Below are 21,544 nucleotides of genomic sequence, written 5' to 3'. Positions count from 1 at the left end.
GTTTCCTTTCCCGTTTTGATCGATCGATTTTGCGAGGCCTCGTGGTTGCAAACATTGTCCGCTGGTCGGCCAACGGCTTGTTGGTCCTGCTCCTGTCCGTAATCCTTCTGATCACCTCATTTCGCATGGCGGCGTCGATACGCGAGACCGGCGTGCGCGCCCAACTGGCGCCAAAGACCGGCCACCTGGTGCCGACGCGTTCAGGCGGTGTTTTCGTACAGGAGAAGGGTCCGGAGGACGGCGTTCCCGTGGTGCTGTTTCACGGCACGGCGGCGTGGAGCGAGCTATGGCGTCATACCAGCGACGTGCTGGCCGCGGCAGGCTTTCACGTGATCGCCCTCGATCTCCCGCCGTTTGGATTCTCGGACCGTCCCGGCAGTTATACGCGGCAGGACCAGGCTGCCCGGATCAACGACGTGCTTGATGCACTGAAAGCCGAGCCCGTCATCATCGTCGGTCATTCCTTCGGCGCTGGTGCGGCAACCGAACTCGCGATGCGATATCCGGAACGGGCGCGCGCATTGGTGCTGGTCGATGCGGCGCTCGGATTGACGGCTGCGCCATCGGACGCGCCCTGGGTGGTCCAGCCGCAATGGATTCGCGAAGTCCTGGTGTCGCTGACCATCACCAATCCCGTGGCGACGCAAATGCTGCTGCAATCGATGATCGCGAAAAAAGAGCGGGCCTCGCCGGAATATGTCGCGATCCTGCAAAGGCCGCTGACGCAGCGCGACAGCACGAGCGATATCGCCGACTGGCTGTATTATTTCCTCGGCACCGACCCGGGCGCCGCGAGCGCGGACCGCAATGCCTATGCGAAGCTGGAAGTCCCGGTCGCGATCCTGTGGGGCGACAAGGATACCATCACCCCGGTTGAGCAGGCTCTCGATCTCCGAACGCTGCTGCCATCAGATACGGACCTGACGTTGCTGCCGGGGCTCGGTCACATTCCGCAGATCGAGGACCCCGGCATGTTCAACGATGCCCTGCTCAAGACACTCGGAAAACTCTAGACTGGGCACAGATTCGACAAGTCTTACAGATCGCCGCCGGAGACATCATGGACATCATCAGATTGTGCGCCTGGGGCTATGCCGCCCTGCTCGGCTTTGTGATCCTCACCGGCTACATCCCGGCCTTCATCGACGCCAATGACATGATCTTCGGCCTGTTTCGCCGCACCTGGTACGCCGACGGGCTGCATCTCGTCTCGGCCCTGTGGGCGGCTGCGGCGGCGATGACCTCGCGCCGCGCCTCGGAGTTGTTCTTTCAATTGTTCGGCGTGTTCTACTTTGCCGATGGCCTGCTCGGGCTGGCTACTGGCAGCGGCTATCTCGACTTCGGCATCCTGATCAACGGCGTCCTCAACCTGCCGCTCTCGACGCGGTTTTTCGCCAATGCGCCGCATCTCAGCCTCGGCGGCGTGGCGATCCTGATTGGTTATGTGCTGGCGCCGCGGACTCGGTCCGTCGCTCATGCTTAGGTGGCTGCGGCGCATCCTGGCTGTTGTCGCGATCCTGGTCGCGTTGTCGGTGCTTGTGCCGCTGGCCTATATCGAGGGGACCTGCCGCCCCTCTTCCGGCGCCGCAGCGGCCGGTGCACCGGCGGTGGCCCTGCCCGCGATCGACGAGCCGGGCTACCGGCGCAAACTGAACAACACCTTCTTCACCTTCCCCGAATGGTACATCGTCTATTCCTTCGAGGATTTCGGCCGCTTCCTCGATCGCTCCAGCGAAAGCCATTTCAACTATCTCGGCCATGTCTTCGGGTTCTGGCGGAGCTTCTGCACCATCAACCGCGCCGTGCCTGCGACGGTAGAATCGCTGACCGAAGTCAAGACGATGATCTACATTATCGGCATCAGCTATTCCGTCGAATACGCCGTCAAGGGATTCTATGAGAATACCATCGGCCGCGCGTTCGAATGGATCAGGGGCGAGAAGCGTACCCCGCAGGACGAGTTCGGCCGCGCTGCGCTGCAGGATTATGCTGCCTTCCTCTACACTGTCCCCTGGTACAAATATCCGTTCCGCGAGAAACTCGACGGCCTCTTCGCGATCTCGGCGCCGACGCCGAGCAACTTGCGCACTTGGGAGCGCGACTTCGCACTCGGCGCGGAATATTTCGTCAAGATCGGCTACGCCGCTCTGATCCAGAAGGCGCTCGATGCCGGTGGTGATACCGAGCCGCGCGACATCATGTTCGCGGTGGCGACGCTGCCACCTGCCGTGCTGGCGAAGGAACCGCGCATCAAGCCGGTCCGCGCGTTGACGCCGCAATGGCAGCTGGTGCAGACGCCGCGCTACAAGGCCTTCACCGAGATCCTGCAGAGCCTGCTGGATCAGGGTTTTGGCGTTGCGGAAATCGCGGGCAATCACGACATCTTCATCACGGTGGTTGCGCCCAATGCTGCAAAACTCGACATCAAGGGCACGACGGAGCTGTTTTCGCTGGAGCTGGACGCCCGGCCCGGGTTTCGCAGGGCCGGCCTGAAAGCCAGGATCGACCGCCTCGTGGATGTCAACCGCGAACTCAAGGCCAGGGGTGCGAGCATTGAGCACTTCTATGACTACTGACGGGCGTGAGTGTGGAGGTTTGCGATGGGGGCGGATTGCCGGCGCAATCGCCCTCGTCATCGCCGGTTGGCTTGCTGTGGTCGTTGCGTTGACCTTTGGATCGGCCCCCGGCAAGTCGATGGCCATTGTCGGCCCGCAGTCGCAAGCATTAGCCGCGATCGCCAAGGCTAACGGGCGAATCCTCGCATCGAACGATTACGTCACCATCGCGCGTTCCGACGATGCCGATTTTGTCGCCCGCCTCTATGCGGCGGGCGCGCTGCTGGTCCTGGACGCCGAACAGGCCGGTGGCTGCAGTGGTCTGCCGCCTGTTCCGTCATTGCGAGCGAAGCGAAGCAATCCATCTCTCGGCTAGACTGCTTGTGGATTGCTTCGTCGCATTCGCTCCTCGTAATGACGATGAGGGAACGTTCGGCGCAGACGTCTACGACGCGTACTTCTGATAGAACGTGTTGGTGAACAGCTCGCTCGGATCGTACTTCCGCTTCGCCGCGAAGAAATCGTTGATCTGCGGATACGAGCGCTGCAACTGATCCTTCGAATAATAGAGCTGGTAGGGCAGGAAGAATCGGCCCTTATGGGCGATGGTGAGGTCGATCAGTTCTTCCGTCGCCTTCTTCATCCGCCGGTTGCCCTCGTCATCGGTGGTCTGGTTGATGTAGAGCACCAGCGAGAACGCCGGCTCCGGCGAATAGGTCAGGAAATTGTTCTCCTGATGCACGACCCGCACCGACGCGTTCAACAGATTGGTCTTGTTGTCGGTCAGCACCTTGCGCATGCCGTCGACAAACGAGACGAACTGACTGCGCGGGATGAAATATTCATGCAGGATGTCGGTGTCGTTGGGCAGCGAGTTGCGCAAATACGGCACCGAATCGTGCATCGGGTCGTTACGGTTGACGAGGCAGGCTTCCGCCGACCCGATCGCCTGCGCCCGCGTCACCGTGCAAGTCTCCATCCGGTGCTCGATGTGCTTTTCCGACAGCCACTTCATTTCCTGAAACAGCGGTCCCTGCTTGGACAGGTTGATGGTGAGCCGCCGCAATTTGGTGCCACTGACTTCGCCGAGCGGTTCGCGCTTGAAATCGGTGCCGTCCACCTTGGTGTAGGTGTAGAGCAGCAATTCCTTCAGGAACGAGCTCGGCGCCGTCGAGAGGTGGCCATACATCAGGCCGATATTGCCGTCCTTCTCGATCTCCTTGGCGAACAACGCCGGGAATTCCTTGTAGTCCATCATGCGGCGCCCGGTCTGGTAGACCAGATTGTCGGCAATATCGAGTTCGGCCTCGACGATGACGCCGAACAGGCCGTAGCCGCCAACCACCAGGTTGAACAGGTCCTTGTTCTCGGTCGCCGATACCGTCTGCATCGAACCATCAGCCAGCATCACCTTCATCGACTTGATCGACTTCGCAAGCGCGCCGGCCTGATGATCCATGCCATGGGCATTGACCGAGATCGAGCCGCCGACGCTGAAAATATCGGTCGACTGCATCGCGCGGACCGCAAAGCGCGGGTGCAGCACGTTCTGGATGCCGTGCCAGGTCGCGCCCGGCTGCACCGTGATCGATCGCGAGCTCTCGTTCAGCACGATCTTGTTGAAGCCGCGCATGTCGAGCACGATGCCGCCCTTGCGGAAGGCGTGCCCGCCCATGCTGTGGCGCACGCCGGCGGTCGTGACCGAGAGCTTGTTGTCGCGCGCAAAGGCCAGCGTCTTCGCGACATCTTCGACGCTGCGCACCTCGACCACGCCGTAGATTTCGGTCTTGTTGAGGCAACTCGCATCATTGATGCTGCCGCCAAGCTGCGACCATTTCACGTCCTTGAGCGGCGCAATCGCCTTGATCCGCTCCAGATCGATTTTCGCCTGCTCGCCGCCGCCGACCACAGGCCCGCAATCCTTTTCCCCCGTGGGGTCGGCCGCCAGCGCCTGAAGCTTGCGATAGCTGTAAACGCCCAGCAACACGACGACCACGGCAACCACCGACACGCCGTTTTTGAACTTTTGTGAAAATTTTCGCATGAACTGATTCCAGGAGATGGGAGATATTCCGGGCGGGCGGATGATTAGTCAAATCGGAGCGCCTTCCGGTTCGATAGACCGGGCAGCGTTACTGAACCGATAAGGCGATGCAGCCAGACGACGGGCGCCCTTCCCGCGCCTCACTTCTCCCGATAATCTGACGATCGCACCGCGGGCGAAGCAACGTCCGCCGCCGAGGGGGAACGCTGAAGTCGACGGGCATGACGTCCCGCCCGGACACCAACAATCAACAACATTATCCAGGGAGAACACCAATGCTGACGCGACGCAGTATGATGCTTGCCTCCATCGCAGCCGGAGTGATCATGGACAACAGGACCGCCTCCGCCAAAGCGGCGCAGCCAGCGACGCCGGTGAATTTCGACGTGCCCGCGGGCACCTGCGACTGCCACACCCATATCCATCCGGCCCCTGAGAAATTCCCGTTCTTCTCCGGCCGCGTCTATACGCCCGAGCTGGCCTCGCCGGAGGAAATGACCGCCCTGCACAAGGCGCTGCACATGGAGCGCGTCGTGATCGTCACGCCCTCGATCTACGGCACCGACAACTCGGCCACGCTGTTCGGCATGGCAACGCGGGGACCGACCGCGCGCGGGGTTGCCGTGATCGACGACAAGACGTCGGAGAGCGATCTCGACCTAATGGGCAAGGCCGGCATTCGCGGCGTCCGCCTCAATCTCGCAACCGGCGGCGTCAATGATCCGAGTGTCGCCCGGCCACGCTTCACGGCCGCCGTCGAGCGCATGAAAGCGCGCGGCTGGCACGTACAGCTTTACACCAACCCGGCGATGATCACCGCGATCAAGGATCTGGTCATGGCCTCGCCGGTGCCGGTCGTATTCGATCATTTCGGCGGCGCACAGGCAGCCCAGGGCATCGAGCAGCCGGGCTTTGCCGATCTGATGGATCTCGTGAAATCGGGCAAGGCCTATGTGAAGATTTCGGGCGGCTACCGCGCCTCGAAGCTCGGGCCCGACTATGCCGATTGCATTCCGCTCGCCCAGTCGCTGATCGCGGCCAATCCCGACCGCATCGTCTGGGGCACCGACTGGCCGCACCCGAACTCGGTCACGCCTGCCGACAAGAAGATTACCGACGTGACGCCGCTGTTCCAGATCGACGACGGGCGGCTCTTGAACCAGCTTCCGGTGTGGGCGCCGGATGCGGCGATCCGCAAGAAGATCCTGGTCGACAATCCGGCGCAGCTTTACGGGTTCTGAAGCCCCGCGCCCGACAGCGCGGCCCGCTCACGTCCGAGCGGGTCGCGATCGCACGTGCGCAGCCAGTCGCCGGCCTTGCGCAGGCCGCCGAACGGGAACAGGTGAAATCCCGCGATCGAAGCTGTTGCGGCCGCGGGCGCGCAGCGCAGTCCCCTGACGACGTCGTCCGGACCGGTATCCGTCAGCAGGCGGCCGAACCGGCCGATCTGGGCCCGCAGCGCGCGGATGGAATTGCCGATGCCGCAGCGGAGCGCGAATTTTGTCAACGTCGCCGGCGTGGCCGGACCGGCCAGACCGATGATGACAGGTAGATCGATGCCGGCTCGATCAAGTGCGCCGATCCATTGCAGGATCGGCGTGCTTTCGAAGCAGAATTGCGTGACGACATCGACCTGCGTTCCCGTTCGCCGTCCCCAGTCGCGCCACGCCTTCAGGCCATCAAGCGCATCCGGCAGTTCGAGATAGGGATGGCCCTCGGGATGACCGGCCAGGCTGACGGACGTCATTCCGTGCGCCTCGAGCAAGCCACTGCTGCAGACGTCGCGGGTCGATTTGAACGGGCCTTTCGCCGCGGCGACGTCGCCCGCGATCAGGACAATGCGCGACACACCGGCTTCGCCCCGCGCCCGCGCCAGGAAATCGTCGAGCGCGTCGCGCGAGGCCATTTCGCGCGCCGCGATATGCGGCACCGGATTGTAGCCAGCGCGGCGCAGCGCGGCAGCCGTTTCGACATTGTGGCGATAATTATCGCCGGGCAGGAACGTGATGGTGACATCAATGCCGGCAGCGAAATGCTCGCGCAGTTCCGCGATCTGATGCCCGCGCGAGGAGATTTCGACCGACGCCGACGGCAGCAGCGCGGCCAGTCTGGGGGATGACGGATCGGAGACGGTCACGGGCGCCTCCCAAAATCATGCCGGCGCGCGGCGGCGCGAGATCACATAGGTTTCGTCGTTGAACCACAGGCCGCCATGCTTCTTCAGCACGCGGTCGGTGGCTTCGAGGTAACGGCCGTCGCGAACCACCTCCGACAACCTGTTGTCCTCGATCTGCGCCACGTAGATCGCAGCGTTCCAGGCCGCGAACAGCGTCGAGGTCCCGATCGGGCCGCTGACCTCGTCCGGCAGCGTGTGCATGTGGTAGCGGAAGATCGAGCGCGCGTCGGAGGAGGCGTTGAAATTGTAATGCCGGGCGGCCGCGCCAAGCTCGTGCTTGACCTGGCGCAGGATGGCGTAGCGGTCGGTCTTGAAGGGATCATCTCCCGGCCAGACCTGGTCGATGATCTCGATGCCGGGATCCCTGCCGTGCGAATGGATGCCGATCAGCCGCCCGCCCGGCCGCAGCGACCTGACCAGCGGCGTCAACACCTTCGAGGCCTTGAATTCGACGCTCGCCCGCGCCCGGTAGGGTTGCGAGGCAATGACCAGATCGTAATCCGCCATCACCCGTCCCGGCCGCGGCATGATCGGGTCGAGCAGGAACGAATGATCCTCGCGCCGCAGCGTCAGGATGACGGGACGCTGGTAGACCGGGTTGCCGGTGGTCGGGCTGATCCCGGCACGCCAGTTCTCGGCGAGGAAGCCTTCGAGCTCGCCGATCTGCTCGGCGAAGCCGTGCGCGGTGTTGCCGGTCAGCGTGACGTCCTTCCAGATCAAGCCTTGGGCTGACGTTACCGAGCGCGGCGTCAGCCATGGCGCCTCGGCGTAATAGAGGTTGGTCACGACCAGCACGGTGGCGGGATGCTCGAACAGGCGGTCTGCCATCTTCTCCAGCATCAGGCGGACGTCTTCGTAACTGATCTCTTTCGCCACGACGTAGAGCGGCATCGTGGGGAAGCGCGCATGCACCGCGCGCATCACCCGCGACAGCACGGTGCCATCGCCGACGCCGGCATCGAAGATGCGCAGCGCCGGCGGCGCCGGCTGCAGATTGCCGAGCTCGAGCGAGATACGATTGCCGACCTCGGTCTTTTCGCTGCAGGTCGAGACGAACAGCAGGTATTTCTGGCGGTTGTCGAAGAATCGGAAGCCCGGCGGCGCGACGGCGTTGGCGGCAGCCGTGCCGTTCAGCGATTTGGCGACCGGTGAAGGTTGGCCTGCCGCCGCGGCCGAAGCGGGCTGGTGCTCGGCGAGATACGCGCGGACCTTGTCGAGCGTGCCCGTCGTGATCCTGGCGCCGTCGCGCAGCCGCGACACCAGCTTGCCATCATTGACCACCAGCCGCCCGAAGGTGGATTCGGCCGTGCGCGTCTCGCGGCAATAGTCGCGGATTTCGCCGAGAATCTGCTCGGCGGTCGCGGGCGATTTCGCCGGCTGCGCGTGGCCGTTTTGCCCGCCGTTCGATCCCTGGCTTTCCTCGGTCCGCATGGTGTTCTCCCGCGGTTGTCCCCTGCCGACATCTGGGGACGGTCACCCGATTGCGTCAACCACAAACCGAGTGGGCAGGAAACATGGGCATGTGCCCACAAGAGCATTACCTCGCGCGGCGAGAGAACACCGAGATCAGCACCGGCAGCGTCACCAGGATCACGATCGGCGCCAGCATCATGCCGGTGACGACCACGATCGCCAGCGGCTTTTGCACCTGCGAGCCGATCCCCTCCGAGAGCGCCGCCGGCAACAGCCCGACACCCGCCACCACGCAGGTCATCAGCACCGGCCGCAATTGCAGTTCGCCGGCGCGGATCACCGCGCGCATCCGCTCATAGCCTTCGTCGATCAGCTGATTGTACTGCGACAGGATGATGATGCCGTCCATCACGGCAATGCCGAACAGCGCGATGAAGCCGATCGCCGCCGACACGCTGAAGGGGATGCCGGTAATCAGCAGACCGAGCACGCCGCCGAAGATCGCCATCGGGATCACGCTCATGGCGAGCAGGGTGTCGACGATCGAGCCGAAATTGAAGAACAGCAGCACCCCGATCAGCGCAAGGCTGATCGGCACCACGATCGACAGCCGCTTGATGGCGTCCTGCAGGTTGCCGAATTCGCCGACCCATTCGACCCGCGACCCCGGCGGCAACTGGACTTGAGCGGCGACCTTTTCCTGCGCCTCCTGGATCGCGCTGCCGAGGTCGCGGTTGCGCACCGAGAACTTGATCGGCAGATAGCGTTCCTGCTGTTCGCGGTAGATATAGGCGGCGCCCGAGATCAGGTTGATCGAGGCGACCTCGCTGAGCGGTATCTGGGTGATAGCGCCGCCCTGCCCTGCCACGCCGATCCGCAGGTTATGGATAGCCTCGGCGCTCTTGCGGTATTCCGGCGCCAGCCGAACGATGATCGGGAAATGCCGGTCGCTGCCGGGTTCATAGAGATCGCCGGCGCTGTCGCCGCCGACCGCGACCTTGATGGTGGCGTTGATATCGCCGGGTGACAGGCCGTAGCGGGCGGCACGTGCGCGGTCGATATCGATCTGGATGGTCGGCTGGCCGAGCGAAGTGAACACCGCGAGATCGGTGACGCCCTGCACGGTGCTCAGCACGGATTTGATCTTGTTGGCGGTGTCGGTCAGCGCCTGCAGATCGTTGCCGTAGAGCTTGATCGAGTTCTCGCCCTTGACGCCCGAGACCGCCTCCGAGACGTTGTCCTGCAGATATTGCGAGAAGTTGAATTCGACGCCCGGGAATTTGTCCTGCAACTGCCCGAGCAATTGCGCGGTCAATTCGTCCTTGTCGCGGGTGCCGGGCCATTCGCTGTTGGGCTTCAAGGGCGCGAAAAATTCTGCATTGAAGAGGCCGGCGGCGTCGGTGCCGTCGTCGGGGCGTCCGTGCTGCGATACCACCGATTCCACTTCGGGACGCGCTCGGATCATCTTGCGCATCTCGTTGACGTAGGCGTTGCCCTCCTGCAGCGAGATGGTCGGCGGCAGCGTGGCGCGGATCCACAGATTGCCCTCTTCCAGCTTGGGCAGGAATTCCAGCCCCAGCAGCCGCGCGAACACGATGGTCAGCACCACGAGGCCCGCAGCACCGGTCATGACGACCTTGCGGTTGGCGACCGCCCATTTCAGCACCGGCACATAAAGCCGGTCGAGCTTTTTCACGATCCAGGTTTCGGCCTCTTCCAGATGCGAGGGCAGGATGATCGCGCTCAGCGCCGGCGTCACGGTGAAGGTCGCCAGCAGGCCGCCCGCCAGCGCATAGGCATAGGTCCGCGCCATCGGCCCGAAGATGTTGCCTTCGACGCCGCTCAGCGTGAACAGCGGCAGGAAGGCTGCGATGATGATGGCGGCGGCGAAGAAGATCGAGCGCGACACGTCGGCCGACGCAGACATAATGGCGTGGCTCTTCATCCCCATCGTGGTGTCGAAGGAGATATGGCTGCGCTCGGCTTCGGACAGCGCGGTGGTTTGAGTGAGCCTGCGGAAGATCGCCTCGACCATGATCACGGTGGCGTCGACGATCAGGCCGAAATCGATCGCGCCGACCGACAGTAGATTAGCGGATTCGCCGCGCATCACCAGGATGATGACGGCGAAAAACAGCGCGAAGGGAATCGTCGCGCCGACGATCAGCGCGCTGCGGAGATCGCCGAGGAAGACCCACTGCAACAGCACGATCAGGATGATCCCGACCACCATGTTATGCAGCACGGTGTGGGTGGTGATGTCGATCAGGTCCTTGCGGTCGTAGATCCGCTCGATCTTCACCCCGGGCGGCAGGATCGAGGAATGATTGATGTCGTGAACGAGCTTTTCGACCCGGGCGATGGTCGGCGAACTCTGCTCGCCGCGCCGCATCAGCACGATGCCCTGCACGATGTCGTCGTCCTGGTCGAGGCCGGCGATGCCGAGCCGCGGCTTCTCGCCGATCGTGACATGCGCGACGTCGCGGACCAGCACCGGATTGCCGCCCGACTGCGACACCATGGTGTTGTTCAAATCGTCGATCGAACGGATCAGGCCGACGCCGCGCACCACGGCGGATTGCGCGCCGATGTTGACGGTATTGCCGCCGACATTGATGTTGGCGTTGGAAACAGCCTGCAGCACCTGCGGCAGCGTCAGCCCGTTGGCGACCAGCTTGTTGAAATCGACCTGCAGCTCGTAGGTCTTGGTCTTGCCGCCCCAGCCGGTGACATCGACGACGCCGGGCACGGCGCGGAAACGGCGCTGCAATACCCAGTCCTGCAGCGTCTTGAGGTCGAGCACGCTGTAATTCGGCGGGCCTTTCAGGCGGTAACGAAAAATCTCGCCGGTCGGACTGAGCGGCGAGATGGTCGGCTGCGCATTCCCTGGCAACGGCGCAAGCTGCGACAGCCGGTTCAACACTTGCTGCAGCGCCTCTTCGTAGGTGTAATCGAACGAGAACTGCAGTTTGACGTCGGACAATCCGTACAGCGAGATGGTGCGGATGGTACGCAGGTTCTTGATGCCGGCGACCTGGGTCTCGATCGGGATCGTGATGTAGCGTTCGATCTCTTCCGACGACAGGCCCGGACTTTGCGTCACGATGTCGACCATCGGCGGGGTCGGATCGGGATAGGCCTCGATGTTGAGCTGCTTGAACGCGATCAGGCCGCCGACCAGCACGGCGACGAACATGCCAACCATCAAATAGCGGCGGCTGACTGCTAGGGCGACCAGGCGATCCATTCAGACCGGAGCTTTCAATGAGGGGTCAGCTGCCGGACGCGGCGCGGTCGATGAACAGCGCACCCTTGGTGACGATCTGCTCGCCGGGCCTGAGATTGCCGACCACCTCGACGAGATCGCCGTTGGTGAGGCCAGGCTTGATCTGACGCAATTCAATCGTCTTGTCCGGATGCGCGACCCAGATACGCACCTGATCGCCTTCGTAGATCAATGCCTGCTTCGGCACGCCGACCGCCGGACGGTCGCCCGCCGAATAGATCGTGACGTTGGCGAACATTTCCGGCTTCAGCGTGCCGTTCTTGTTGTCGATGGTGGCGCGCACCAGCAGCCGCCGCGTCGCCGGATCGATCGCGGTAGCGACGTAATTGATCCGCGCGGACAGCGAGCGGCCGGGCAGCGCCAGCACATTGAAGGTCACGTCCTGTCCGATCGCGACGTTCGCGCAATCGGACTCGCGAACAAAGGCCGTCATCCAGACGGTGGAGAGATCGCCGATCACATAGACGGGGTCGCTGGCGCCGGCGTTGACATATTGGCCGGGGCCGATCTTGCGCTGGACCACAGTGCCGGCGATCGGCGCGAAGATGGTGGTCTCGGGATTGATACGGCGCTTTTCCTGGAAGGTCGCGATGTCCTCATCGGTGAGGCCGAGAATGCGTAATTTGTTGCGCGACGCCTCCATCGCCGTCTGCGACGAGCGCATGTCGTTTTCGGCCTGGATCAGGGTCGCCTGGCTCTGCTGGTAATCTTTCAGCGGAACGGCCTTGCCCTCGAACAGGTCCTTGGCGCGCGCTCCCTGCAACTGTGCAAGCTCGAGCGCGGACTTCGCCTTGTTCATGGCAGCCATCGCCGCGATGAAATCGTTCTGCGCCTGAACGTTGTCGGCGGCTTCGATCACGAACAGCGGCTGACCCTTGACGACGCTGTCGCCCGGCTTCGCCAGCAGCTTGGTGACCCGTCCTGCATAGGGCGAGAACACCGGCGTCGAGCGATCTTCGTCGATCGCGATCTTGCCTTCGGTGACGTGTTCGGCGCGGAAGCCGCGTTCGGTGACGGGTTGAATGGTGAGGCTCGCCCATTCGGCGGGGCTCGGCGTGTAGCGCTGCAATCCCTTGCGGGACTGGCTCGAGACTTCCGAATGCCCGCGCTTTGGACCGCCGATCTGGGCGTAGCCATAAGCGCCCGCGCCGACGAGGGCCACCAAGCCGATGGCCATGGCCAGCCGCTGCCGGGTAATGATCTGCAATCGCTTGTTAAATACGTTAAGCATCCGGCCTGGAACCACTCAGCGACGATTTGTCTCACCTGCGCTAATAGTGCCCAATTCACGTTCCAACAACATGAAAAACGAAAATAGCCTTGGCGGGAGAGATTAAAGTTTGGAGAGCCGGCCCGAACGCCGGCAAGCGCCTATGCCGGTGGCGGCCATTGTGGCGGGTGACTGCCGAGCGGCATGGCCGGACGGGCCCAAAATGCCGGGTTTTTGACAAAATCGCCGAATGTCTGACCGACCGCAACGCACCAAAGCCTGACGGAATCTCCTCGATGAAGGGCGTGACCGCCTCCCCCGTAAGATCACGGGTATCGAGGCCGTCGGCCACCCGGCCGAGATTCCACAGCCAGCGTCCGGTCTGCGCCAGCGACACCTGGACGTGCCAGCTTCCGCCTTCGCGCGCCTGACGTGCCTTGGCCTTCATGGCGCCGAACGCCATGAAGTAGCCGGTGGCGTGGTCGAGCATCTGTGCGGGCAATTCCTTCGGTCCATCGACGCCAGCGGCCTGCCCCTCGGCATGGTTGAACCCGGTCGCGGTCTGCACCAGCGAGTCGAAGCCGCGCCGCTCGGCCCAGGGACCTGCGGCACCATAGGCCGACAGCGTGACATAAATGATGCCGGGATTGATGCGCGCAGCATCCTCCGGCGAGAAGCCGAGGCCTGAGATCGCGCGCGGCCGGTAGCCTTGCGAAAAGATATCCGCCTTGGCCAGCAGATCGCGCAGCACGCCGTGCCCCTGCTCGTTCTTGAGTTCGACAAAACTCGTCAGCTTGCCGCGGCCGGTATCGATGGTGAGCCACGGGATCGCCGGCAGTTCGGGGCCGGAGATCAGCAGCACGTCGGCGCCATGCGCGGCGAGCGTCCGGCCCGCAACGGGACCCGCGATCACCCGCGACAGATCGAGCACGCGAATGCCCGCAAGCGGCCGCTCGCCCTCGGGCCACGGCTTTGGCGGCGCCTCGCCGATCTTTGCGATCGAGATCAGCGGTAATCCGGCAAGCGCCCCGGCATGCGGCGTCGCCGACCACTGGTCATGCGTGCGCATGAAGGCGACGACGCAGCCACCGGCATAGGCCGCGGTCTCGAACGCCTCGCCGTCCCATTGCATCAGCACGACCTGCACTTCGTCGCGCTCCGGCTTGCAGTTCAGCACCGTGCAGACGGCGTCGCGATGATGCGGAAAATTGGTGTGCAGGCGCACGAAGCCATCGCGGGTCTTGTAGACGCCGGCGATCGCGTCCCAGGCCGGCGGCGGCGGATTGCCGTCGACGCGCAGATAGCGTTCGCTCCGGCATTCGACCACGGCATGGCGCATATCGACTGCAACGTCCTGCACCTGCCCGCTGCGCATCTTCCAGATTTCGGCTGCCGCCAGTCCGGTCGCGGCGACGCCGACCTGTGCGGCGGCAGCGACGCGAAACGAGGACGGCAGTTGCGGTTCATCGCCTGTCAGCGTGAGCGCGTCGAGCGCGGAAGCCTCGCCGCCGGCAGAGGTCCAGATATCGCGGAGGATTTCTCTGGGGGTTTGCATCGGCGTGTCTCTTCCCTAACGTCTTTCTTTAACGTCCCACGCAACGTAGCCCGGATGGAGCGTAGCGCAATCCGGGTAAAGCGATCCGCTTGGCAAGATCCCGGATTTCGCTTCGCTCCATCCGGGCTACGGATTCCAGGGGCGCCGTTCCCTCCCCGTCATTGCGAGCGCAGCGAAGCAATCCATAGCGCGGCTTGCAGAGACATGGATTGCTTCGCTTCGCTCGCAATGACGAGAAGGATGTCGGCGATTTGAGCTTTCTCCCGGGTCGACTTGGCCGCTACAATGCGGCGGAATCACATAAGGAAAAACAAAATGGATTTGGGTTTGAAGGGCAAAAACGCCATCGTGCTCGGCGGCACGCGCGGCATCGGGCGGGCGATTGCGGACACGCTGGCGGGCGAAGGCGCAGGCGTCGCGGTGTGCGCCCGCAACGCGGATCAGGTCGCCGGTACCGTTACCGAGCTGAAGGCGATGGGCGTGAAGGCGACCGGTGCGTCCGTGGATATCACCGATGCCGCCGCGCTGAAATCATGGATATCTGATGCGGCCGGGGAGCTGGGCAGCCTCGACATGCTGTTTTCCAACGCCGGCGCCATGGCGCAAGGCGGCGATGCCGCCTCCTGGGAGCAGAACTTTCGGCTCGACGTGCTCGGCGCCGTCAATGCGTTCGAGGCCGCGCGTCCCTTCCTCGAAGCCAGCGGCGAAAAGACCGGCGACGCGGCCTTTGTCATCATCTCCTCGGTTTCGGCGGCGCAGGCGGATAGCGCCAGCTCCTACGGCCCGATAAAGGCGGCGCTGATCCACATGGCCAAGGGACTGGCGCGGCAATACGCGCCCAAGAAAATCCGCGTCAATGTGGTGTCGCCGGGCACCGTCTATTTCAAGGGCGGCATCTGGAACATGGTCGAGCAAAACATGCCGAAGCGCTACCAGGATGCGCTGGTACGCAACCCGACCGGCCGCATGGCAACGCCGCAGGAGATCGCCAATGCTGCCGTGTTCCTGGCGAGCCCGGCCTCCTCCTTCACGACCGGTTCGAACCTCGTCGTCGACGGCGCGATCTCGAACCGCGTAAATTTCTGAGGCAAAGTTGCGAGAGCTCGGCTTACAACTCGCGAACCAAACCGGTAAATTTGAAACGATAAACTAAGGGAACTTTACGAAATTACGTTCACTCTGATGGCCTGTTTCGAAGACCCAGACGACTGGGTCCAACGACGGATGGGCAGGATGATTGTCGACGAACAAAGGACAAAGGTGCAGCGCGAACCGCGGCGCGAGCTGCGCAAACGGCCGACATGGATGACGATCGACAACGGGACGACGAAGATTGAATGCTTCGTCCTGGACGTCTCGCCGGGCGGCGCCAAGATCGCGACCGATACGGCGCTTGATGTCAGAGACAGCTTTGAATTGGCGCTGGTACCCGAACATACGACGCGCCAGTCGTGCGAGGTGGTCTGGCGCCGGGGCAAGACCTACGGCGTGAAATTCCTGTCCTGAGAGTCTGATCGAATTCAGTCTCCGTCATGGCCGGGCATAGCCGTCCGAAGGACGGCGTCGCTTCCGCTCGCCTATGCCCGGCCATCCACGTATTTTTCTGCTTAAGTGAAGCAAGACGTGGATGCCCGGCACATCTAGCGCGAAGACGCGCCTCGCGCTTTTGGCCGGGCATGACGAGTTTCGCGGTAAGGCCGTATTTCGTTGGCGATTCAGATTCTGAGATCGCGACACGGCCGGCGCAACGAAGTCAGTTGTTACCTTGCTGTGATCGATTCATCTCGCCGCGCGTCAAGAGTCGCGTCTTCGGCTGCCCCGCGCGATCGCAACGTCCCTGCCCCCAAATTGCCCCGTTGCCCCACACGCATTTTTGTCGTGACCTGCCGCCATCTGTGACAGTATTAATACAAACAGATGTCAGTTCGATTACGGCGGAGCGACGAATGAGTTTGGAATGGCAGGCGCGGTCAGGTTCCCTGGCCTGGTCAAATCCCGTGTCCTGGTGGTGGGGCCTGCTGACGCTGGTGAGCGGCGTCAATATCGCCGTCTGGTTCGTGCTGTATCGCGAGCTTCCGCTCCAGCCGGCCGGCGCTGCCGGCGGCGCGGCCGGCATCGGGGCCATGCTGCTGTTCTGTGCGGCCTATGTTTTCGGCTGCGCCTTCAGGTCGTTTCTGCCGCGCGCCGATGTTCAGCGGATCTGCCTGTTCGACACCTGGTGGTCGAGCGTTCTGGTCGGCCGGACGGTGGCGACCGTGGCCGAGATCTGTTTTGTGGCGCAATGGGCGATTCTCCTGCACCAGCTCGGCACGATGACCGGGGCGGAAACGACCGTGAATGCCGCGTGGGTGATCGTACCCTTGATCCTGATCGCGGAATGCCTCTCATGGTATGCGGTGCTGACCAGGAATTATCTCGGCAACGCCATCGAAAATTCGCTGTGGGCGGTTGCGTTCTTCATCATCGGCGTGGGCCTTTGCCGCCTGCTGCCGGAATTCCATGGCGCGGTTCGCGTGGTGCTGGCCACGGCCATCGCAGGCATTGCGGGCTTCCTGGCGTTTCTGATGACGATCGACGTCCCGATGTACCTGAACCGCTGGCGAACCGGCGATGCCGATGGCGACAAGCGCCTGACGCCGCGCGAGGGCCTGCGCGACGTCAGCACGCGCTGGGTGGTGACGCACGACCTTGCCGAATGGAAGGACGAAATTGCCTGGATGTCGCTCTATTTCAGCCTGGCGGTCTGGTCGAGCCTCGCGCTGTGCGTGTTCTACTCGCTCGAAAACCATCTGCCGCAGTACCGGACCGAAGCTGCGATCGTAAGCGGGGCGTCGAGCACGACCGTCGTCGGCAGCCCCCGGTAACACAACGGCCACCGCGCTGAAACTTTACGCCGCATTGCCGCGTTACACGCAAGTGTCGCGGGTGCGGGGCTTTTTGTTTCAGAAGGCGTGTTTTGGACCGATTTCAGATAGGCGTTCATTTTCTGGCGCTGGCGGCGGCCTTCGCGCTCGCCGTGCCGATCGGCTGGGACCGCGAGAAGCGGGCGCGCAGCGCGGGCCTGCGTACCTTCCCGCTGGTCGCGATGGCAAGCTGCGGCTTCGTGCAGGCCAGCGAAAACCTGCTGGTGCATTCCCCTGATGGCATGGCGAAGGTGATCGAAGGCCTGATCACCGGCATCGGTTTCATCGGCGGCGGCGCCATCCTCAAGCAGGGAACGACCGTGCAGGGCACGGCGACGGCCGCGAGCCTGTGGGCCACCGGCGCGATCGGCGTTTCCGTCGGGCTCGGCAGCTACGACGTCGCGGTGACGGTCGCGGTGTTCACGTTCCTGACGCTCCGGCTGCTGACGCTGGTCAAGGAAGAAGACGACCTGAAGGACGGTGGCACCGGCGAGCGCAAGCGCGATGACAAGTCGGATTGAGCCAAGGTTCGATTGTACCGGGACAGGTCGCGAAGGGATCAAGCCGGCAGGAGCAATCCAGCGCACGATGCATAACAGTCACCGCACCGTGAGGGTGTTTCGCCGCTCGCGGATGGCATGAAATATTCCCCGCCTTGCGCGAAGCCATTTTCTCGACCGAGGAAGAAGTCCCGAAACGATATCGTCGTAACGTGATCCTCTGATCAGACAGTGGAGTCGATCATGTGGATGATCATCGACCTACTTTACCGGGAATATTGTCTCGCTCGGTTGCAGGAGATGCGCAAGATCACCCTTGCTCGCTGAAGCTTAGGGCCTCTTCCGTTCCGATGGAATCGGAACGGGCCCTGGATTTTTATTTGACGCGTTTTCTTGACGCGAACCGGTGCCCACTTCGCTGGAAAACGCTCTAATGAAGCGCGAGCAATCTGTCGCAGCCAATATTTGCGATTCATGTGGTTTACGGACTTGCGGTGATCCGAAATCAGGAATCATCTTGTCGGACCGAGATCGAAGGAGAAGGTTATGCAGCCATCGACAGACGATCTTCTGATCCGCCAAATCAGCGCGCTGATATCTGCGACCGCCGATGCAGCGTCGACCAGCAGGGAACACGCCCCGTTCATGGAAGCAAGGTTATACGAGACCCTGGCTGCACATTGCGCCGAAAAGCAAAGGCTCGCGGCGGCATTTGCCGGAAGCGGGGCCGGAAAGACGCGACGCGGATTGATCTACTGGTAGATCGGAACCAGTTGATCGGGGATCGTGGGGAAAAGCCGTACACCACGGCGATATCTTTTGATTCCTCTCACGCCGTGCCCGAGGGAATGCGAGTTGGCCCGCTACCTCCAACCAGGTCCGATCGGGCGCAGGAGCGCCTGAATTGGCCCCTGAATTCTCCTGGCGGAACGCCGAACTCGCGCTTGAACGCCCGATTGAACGCCGCTTCCGAGTCATACCCGACCTCGGAGGCTACCTGTATCACCGCCTCCCGCGTGGTCTGCAGCATCCTGGCGGCGAGCTGCAACCGCCAGCGCGCAAGATAGGTCAGCGGCGGCTCGCCGAGAAACCGGGAGAACCTCTCGGCCAGGACCGAGCGCGAAACGCCGATCTCGGCGGCAAGCTGCTCCACGGTCCAATGATGACAGGGTTTCCGGTGCAGCAGCGCCAGTGCACCGCCGACGACCGGATCCCGCGCACCTGCAAGCCAGCCGATCTGTTCCGGCGGCAACGCCGCCATATAGCGGCGAATGGTTTCGATGAAGAGCGCTTCCGCCATCTTGGAGAGCAGGACCGCCTGTCCCGGCCGCGCGGATCCAGCCTCAGAGACCAGATGGCGAACCGAGCTCTCCAGCCATTCGCCGGCCGGGTCGCCGCGCAGGTTGATCTTGATCATCAGCGGCAGCCCGGCAAGGAAGAGCCGATCGGCATGACGTTCGCAGCCGAAATAGCCGCAGACGAATTGGGTCAGTTCGCCGCCACCACCCAATCGCATTGTCGTCAGGTCGCCCGCCAGAAAACTGCCGAGCGAAGCCCCACTGTCAATGAACGCCGAAGGCGAGCCGTTCGAGACGGTGTGGGCATCGCCGTGGGGAATGATGAGTATATCGCCCGCTGTGACAGGGATGTCCTCTTCGCCCGGGAAGCACACGACCGCCTTGCCGTGGGTGACCAGATGATAGCTGACCAGCCGCTCGGTTCCGGGGGCCAGCACGTGGGCAACGTCTTCCAGGGGCGGCACCCGGAACCCCCAGGGAGCCGTGCACTCCGCGTGATAGAAGATGGCGCCGGTCATGCGCACGGACGCCAGCGCCTCCGATAGAGCATCCATTTCCGTGCTCCGTCGACCTTGGGCCCTGAACAACCTGCAAAGAACCACGGAGTTTCGGCAAAGTTGGGGCTTCGGCTTCCCGCTAAACTCGGATGCATGGGTCAGGCCGCGATCGGTCAGCCTGGCTGCCGTGAACCGGCACGGAACAACTTTGCATGGAGATTCCGATGGAAAAGGCATTCGACGTGATCGTCCTGGGCGCGCGCTGCGCCGGCTCGCCAACAGCGATGTTGCTGGCGCGCAAGGGGTACCGCGTGCTGGCGGTCGACCGCGCTTCATTCCCGAGCGACACCGTCTCAACCCATCTCGTGCATCCCCCCGCTGCGAATGCGCTATCGCGATGGGGGCTGCTCGACCGGCTGGTGGCAACCGGGTGCCCGCCGATCCATACCTACGCCTTCGACTTTGGCGCGTTCACCATTGCCGGCGCCCCCGGCACGGACAAGGATCCCGTTGCCTACTGCCCGCGGCGGACCATCCTCGACAAGCTGCTGGTTGACGCGGCGGCCGAATCCGGTGCGGAGATCCGTCAGGGTTTTGTCGTCGAAGAAATCATTGTCGAAGGAGAGCGCGTCGTCGGCATCAAGGGCCGATCGAAGCAAGGCGGCACTGTTACGGAATATGCCGATGTTATCGTGGGCGCCGACGGCCGCCACTCCATGCTGAGCGAGGCGGTTCATCCTGAGCACTACCGCGAGAAGCCGCCGCTGCTGGCGGGTTACTACAGCTATTGGCGCGGGCTGCCGACCAACGGCCGCTTTGAAACCTATGTCCGCGACAAGCGCGCATTTGCGGCAATGCCGACCCATGACGACCTGACGCTCGTCATCGTCGGATGGCCTTACGCAGAGTTTGCGGAGAACAAGAAGGATATCGAGGGCAATTATCTGAAAGCCATCGAACAGGCACCGGACTTTGCCGAGCGGTTGCGTGGCGCGACCCGCGGAGCACCGTTCGCCGGCGCGGCGGTGCCGAACTATTTCCGCAAGCCTTACGGCCCCGGCTGGGCTCTCGTGGGAGACGCCGGCTATAACAGGGACTTCATAACGGCGCAGGGAATTCTCGATGCCTTCCGGGACACCGAACTCTGCGCCGCGGCCATCGACCAATCATTGTCGGGCGCGCGGCCATTCGAGGAAGCCATGAGCGAGTACCAGCGCACCCGCGACGCGCAAGCCGGGGCGATGTACGATTTCACCTGCGAACTCGCAACGCTCGAGCCGCCGCCACCCGAGTTGCAACGGATCCTTGAGGCGGTTCACGGAAACCGGGCGGCCATGGACGGCTTTGCGCGTCTGAACGCCGGGACGATATCGCCGACGGAGTTTTTTGCGCCTGACAACGTCGAGGCGATCTTTGCGGCCGCAGCCGCGGGAACTCAAAGGGCGAGTGCATAGAGCAGCTAGCTCGACCAGAACGAGGAGCGCGCATCACCTCATCCGGAAGCGTGTGCCCGTCGTCTCCGGATGAGCCACATCGCCCATCTGACGATCCAGTCCGGAGCTCCCAGATAGCGCAATTTTTCAACCTGACCTTGGTCGTCGCGGTCTCGAAAGCTTGCATCGGAGAGATGGTCCCGATCTGTGGCACACCACTCCAGTGTGCGTGCAATCTCTTCCTGTAAAGGACCGCTATCTGGCAGCTTCGTGAGATAGTTCAGTTCGCGCCGGAGACAGATCGCTTCGATCCGATAGCGGCTCTCCTCTTCATAGATGATTCCCCATCGTTCCAGCCTTGCATGAGTCGCTTCATGGACAATGGTGGAAGCTATCCTATCGAGCGTCATTTCTTCCTTGAGAAGATAACGCTCATCAAGGATGCAAGCGTTCAGTGTCCTTTCATAGTGCGCTTCAGCGCTTGGAATCAGATGCACCCATATTCGGTCGAGATTGCGGGTGACTCGTAAATAGTTGAGCGGGTCGTGGCGCTTGATCAGTTGAAGCGCATCCTCGACGCGGCGCAAGCCCTGATAGGGCTCATCTTCCATGGAGCCCACCCAGAGCCCGTCAACGTCTCGACTCCTTGACAACCAGAGTTCGATTTTATCGAC

The 21,544-nt window shown here is 62.8% G+C and carries 17 protein-coding genes and 1 pseudogene; 10 read left to right on the top strand and 8 right to left on the bottom strand.

What is annotated here, in order from left to right; genetic code table 11:
• Positions 1-41: 41 nt before the first annotated feature.
• From IVB05_RS16065 to IVB05_RS16050, 4 genes are all read left to right on the top strand, one after another.
• A complete protein-coding gene (locus tag IVB05_RS16065) occupies positions 42-1,013 on the top strand; it encodes an alpha/beta hydrolase (RefSeq protein WP_247785331.1) in 972 nt (323 codons plus the stop codon).
• A gap of 47 nt (positions 1,014-1,060) precedes the next feature.
• Entirely contained in the window at positions 1,061-1,483 is a 423-nt protein-coding gene (locus IVB05_RS16060) for a hypothetical protein (protein ID WP_247785329.1), read from the top strand.
• Positions 1,476-2,576, top strand: a complete 1,101-nt coding sequence (locus IVB05_RS16055; protein WP_247785328.1) for a hypothetical protein — start codon at positions 1,476-1,478, stop codon at positions 2,574-2,576. The genes IVB05_RS16060 and IVB05_RS16055 overlap by 8 nt, the downstream gene beginning before the upstream one ends.
• A 118-nt stretch (positions 2,577-2,694) precedes the next feature.
• A complete protein-coding gene (locus IVB05_RS16050) occupies positions 2,695-2,931 on the top strand; it encodes a hypothetical protein (RefSeq protein ID WP_247785327.1) in 237 nt (78 codons plus the stop codon).
• Positions 2,932-3,000: 69 nt separating this feature from the next.
• On the opposite strand, the gene IVB05_RS16045 is transcribed toward IVB05_RS16050, so the two are convergent.
• Complete coding sequence (locus IVB05_RS16045) at positions 3,001-4,599, bottom strand: FAD-binding oxidoreductase (protein ID WP_247785325.1); 1,599 nt, start codon at positions 4,597-4,599, stop codon at positions 3,001-3,003.
• A gap of 275 nt (positions 4,600-4,874) precedes the next feature.
• On the opposite strand from IVB05_RS16045, the gene IVB05_RS16040 reads away from it, so the two are divergent.
• Positions 4,875-5,840 (top strand): amidohydrolase family protein, encoded by a 966-nt coding sequence (locus IVB05_RS16040; protein ID WP_247785323.1) that lies wholly within the window; start codon positions 4,875-4,877, stop codon positions 5,838-5,840.
• Here the strand turns inward: IVB05_RS16040 and IVB05_RS16035 are convergent.
• The 5 genes and pseudogenes from IVB05_RS16035 to IVB05_RS16015 form a co-directional block, all read right to left on the bottom strand.
• Positions 5,828-6,736 carry a methylenetetrahydrofolate reductase gene (locus IVB05_RS16035; protein WP_247785322.1) on the bottom strand — a complete coding sequence of 303 codons (909 nt, stop codon included), beginning with the start codon at positions 6,734-6,736 and terminating at the stop codon, positions 5,828-5,830. The two genes, IVB05_RS16040 and IVB05_RS16035, sit on opposite strands and share 13 nt — an antisense overlap.
• Before the next feature lie 15 nt (positions 6,737-6,751).
• Positions 6,752-8,206: a hypothetical protein gene (locus IVB05_RS16030; protein ID WP_247785320.1), complete on the bottom strand. Its 1,455-nt coding sequence runs from the start codon at positions 8,204-8,206 to the stop codon at positions 6,752-6,754.
• Positions 8,207-8,312: 106 nt separating this feature from the next.
• Entirely contained in the window at positions 8,313-11,435 is a 3,123-nt protein-coding gene (locus IVB05_RS16025; protein WP_247785318.1) for a CusA/CzcA family heavy metal efflux RND transporter, read from the bottom strand.
• Positions 11,436-11,460: 25 nt separating this feature from the next.
• Complete coding sequence (locus tag IVB05_RS16020; protein WP_247785317.1) at positions 11,461-12,705, bottom strand: efflux RND transporter periplasmic adaptor subunit; 1,245 nt, start codon at positions 12,703-12,705, stop codon at positions 11,461-11,463.
• 140 nt (positions 12,706-12,845) lie between these two features.
• Positions 12,846-14,239, bottom strand: a pseudogene (locus IVB05_RS16015) (CoA transferase).
• A gap of 315 nt (positions 14,240-14,554) precedes the next feature.
• On the opposite strand from IVB05_RS16015, the gene IVB05_RS16010 reads away from it, so the two are divergent.
• From IVB05_RS16010 to IVB05_RS15995, 4 genes are all read left to right on the top strand, one after another.
• A complete protein-coding gene (locus tag IVB05_RS16010) occupies positions 14,555-15,325 on the top strand; it encodes an SDR family oxidoreductase (protein WP_247785315.1) in 771 nt (256 codons plus the stop codon).
• A 96-nt stretch (positions 15,326-15,421) separates the two neighbouring features.
• Positions 15,422-15,745, top strand: a complete 324-nt coding sequence (locus IVB05_RS16005; protein WP_247785313.1) for a PilZ domain-containing protein — start codon at positions 15,422-15,424, stop codon at positions 15,743-15,745.
• A 440-nt stretch (positions 15,746-16,185) separates the two neighbouring features.
• The gene (locus tag IVB05_RS16000; RefSeq protein WP_247785311.1) at positions 16,186-17,103 is read left to right on the top strand and encodes a hypothetical protein; all 918 of its coding nucleotides are present in this window, start codon (positions 16,186-16,188) and stop codon (positions 17,101-17,103) included.
• Between the two features lie 92 nt (positions 17,104-17,195).
• Positions 17,196-17,663, top strand: a complete 468-nt coding sequence (locus IVB05_RS15995) for an MgtC/SapB family protein (protein ID WP_247785309.1) — start codon at positions 17,196-17,198, stop codon at positions 17,661-17,663.
• A gap of 808 nt (positions 17,664-18,471) precedes the next feature.
• Here IVB05_RS15995 and IVB05_RS15990 read toward each other — a convergent pair.
• Positions 18,472-19,494, bottom strand: coding sequence for an AraC family transcriptional regulator (locus IVB05_RS15990; RefSeq protein WP_256473330.1), 1,023 nt, complete (start codon positions 19,492-19,494; stop codon positions 18,472-18,474).
• A gap of 167 nt (positions 19,495-19,661) precedes the next feature.
• Between IVB05_RS15990 and IVB05_RS15985 the strand changes: the two genes are divergently transcribed.
• Positions 19,662-20,891 carry an NAD(P)/FAD-dependent oxidoreductase gene (locus IVB05_RS15985; RefSeq protein WP_247785305.1) on the top strand — a complete coding sequence of 410 codons (1,230 nt, stop codon included), beginning with the start codon at positions 19,662-19,664 and terminating at the stop codon, positions 20,889-20,891.
• Between the two features lie 38 nt (positions 20,892-20,929).
• Here the strand turns inward: IVB05_RS15985 and IVB05_RS15980 are convergent, their stop codons facing one another.
• Positions 20,930-21,481, bottom strand: coding sequence for a hypothetical protein (locus tag IVB05_RS15980; protein WP_247785304.1), 552 nt, complete (start codon positions 21,479-21,481; stop codon positions 20,930-20,932).
• Positions 21,482-21,544: the final 63 nt, after the last annotated feature.

The sequence above is a fragment of the Bradyrhizobium sp. 170 genome, assembly GCF_023101085.1.
Taxonomy (GTDB): Bacteria; Pseudomonadota; Alphaproteobacteria; order Rhizobiales; family Xanthobacteraceae; genus Bradyrhizobium.
Note: the sequence above shows the minus strand (reverse complement) of the source record. Positions and strands in the feature narration are given on the sequence as shown.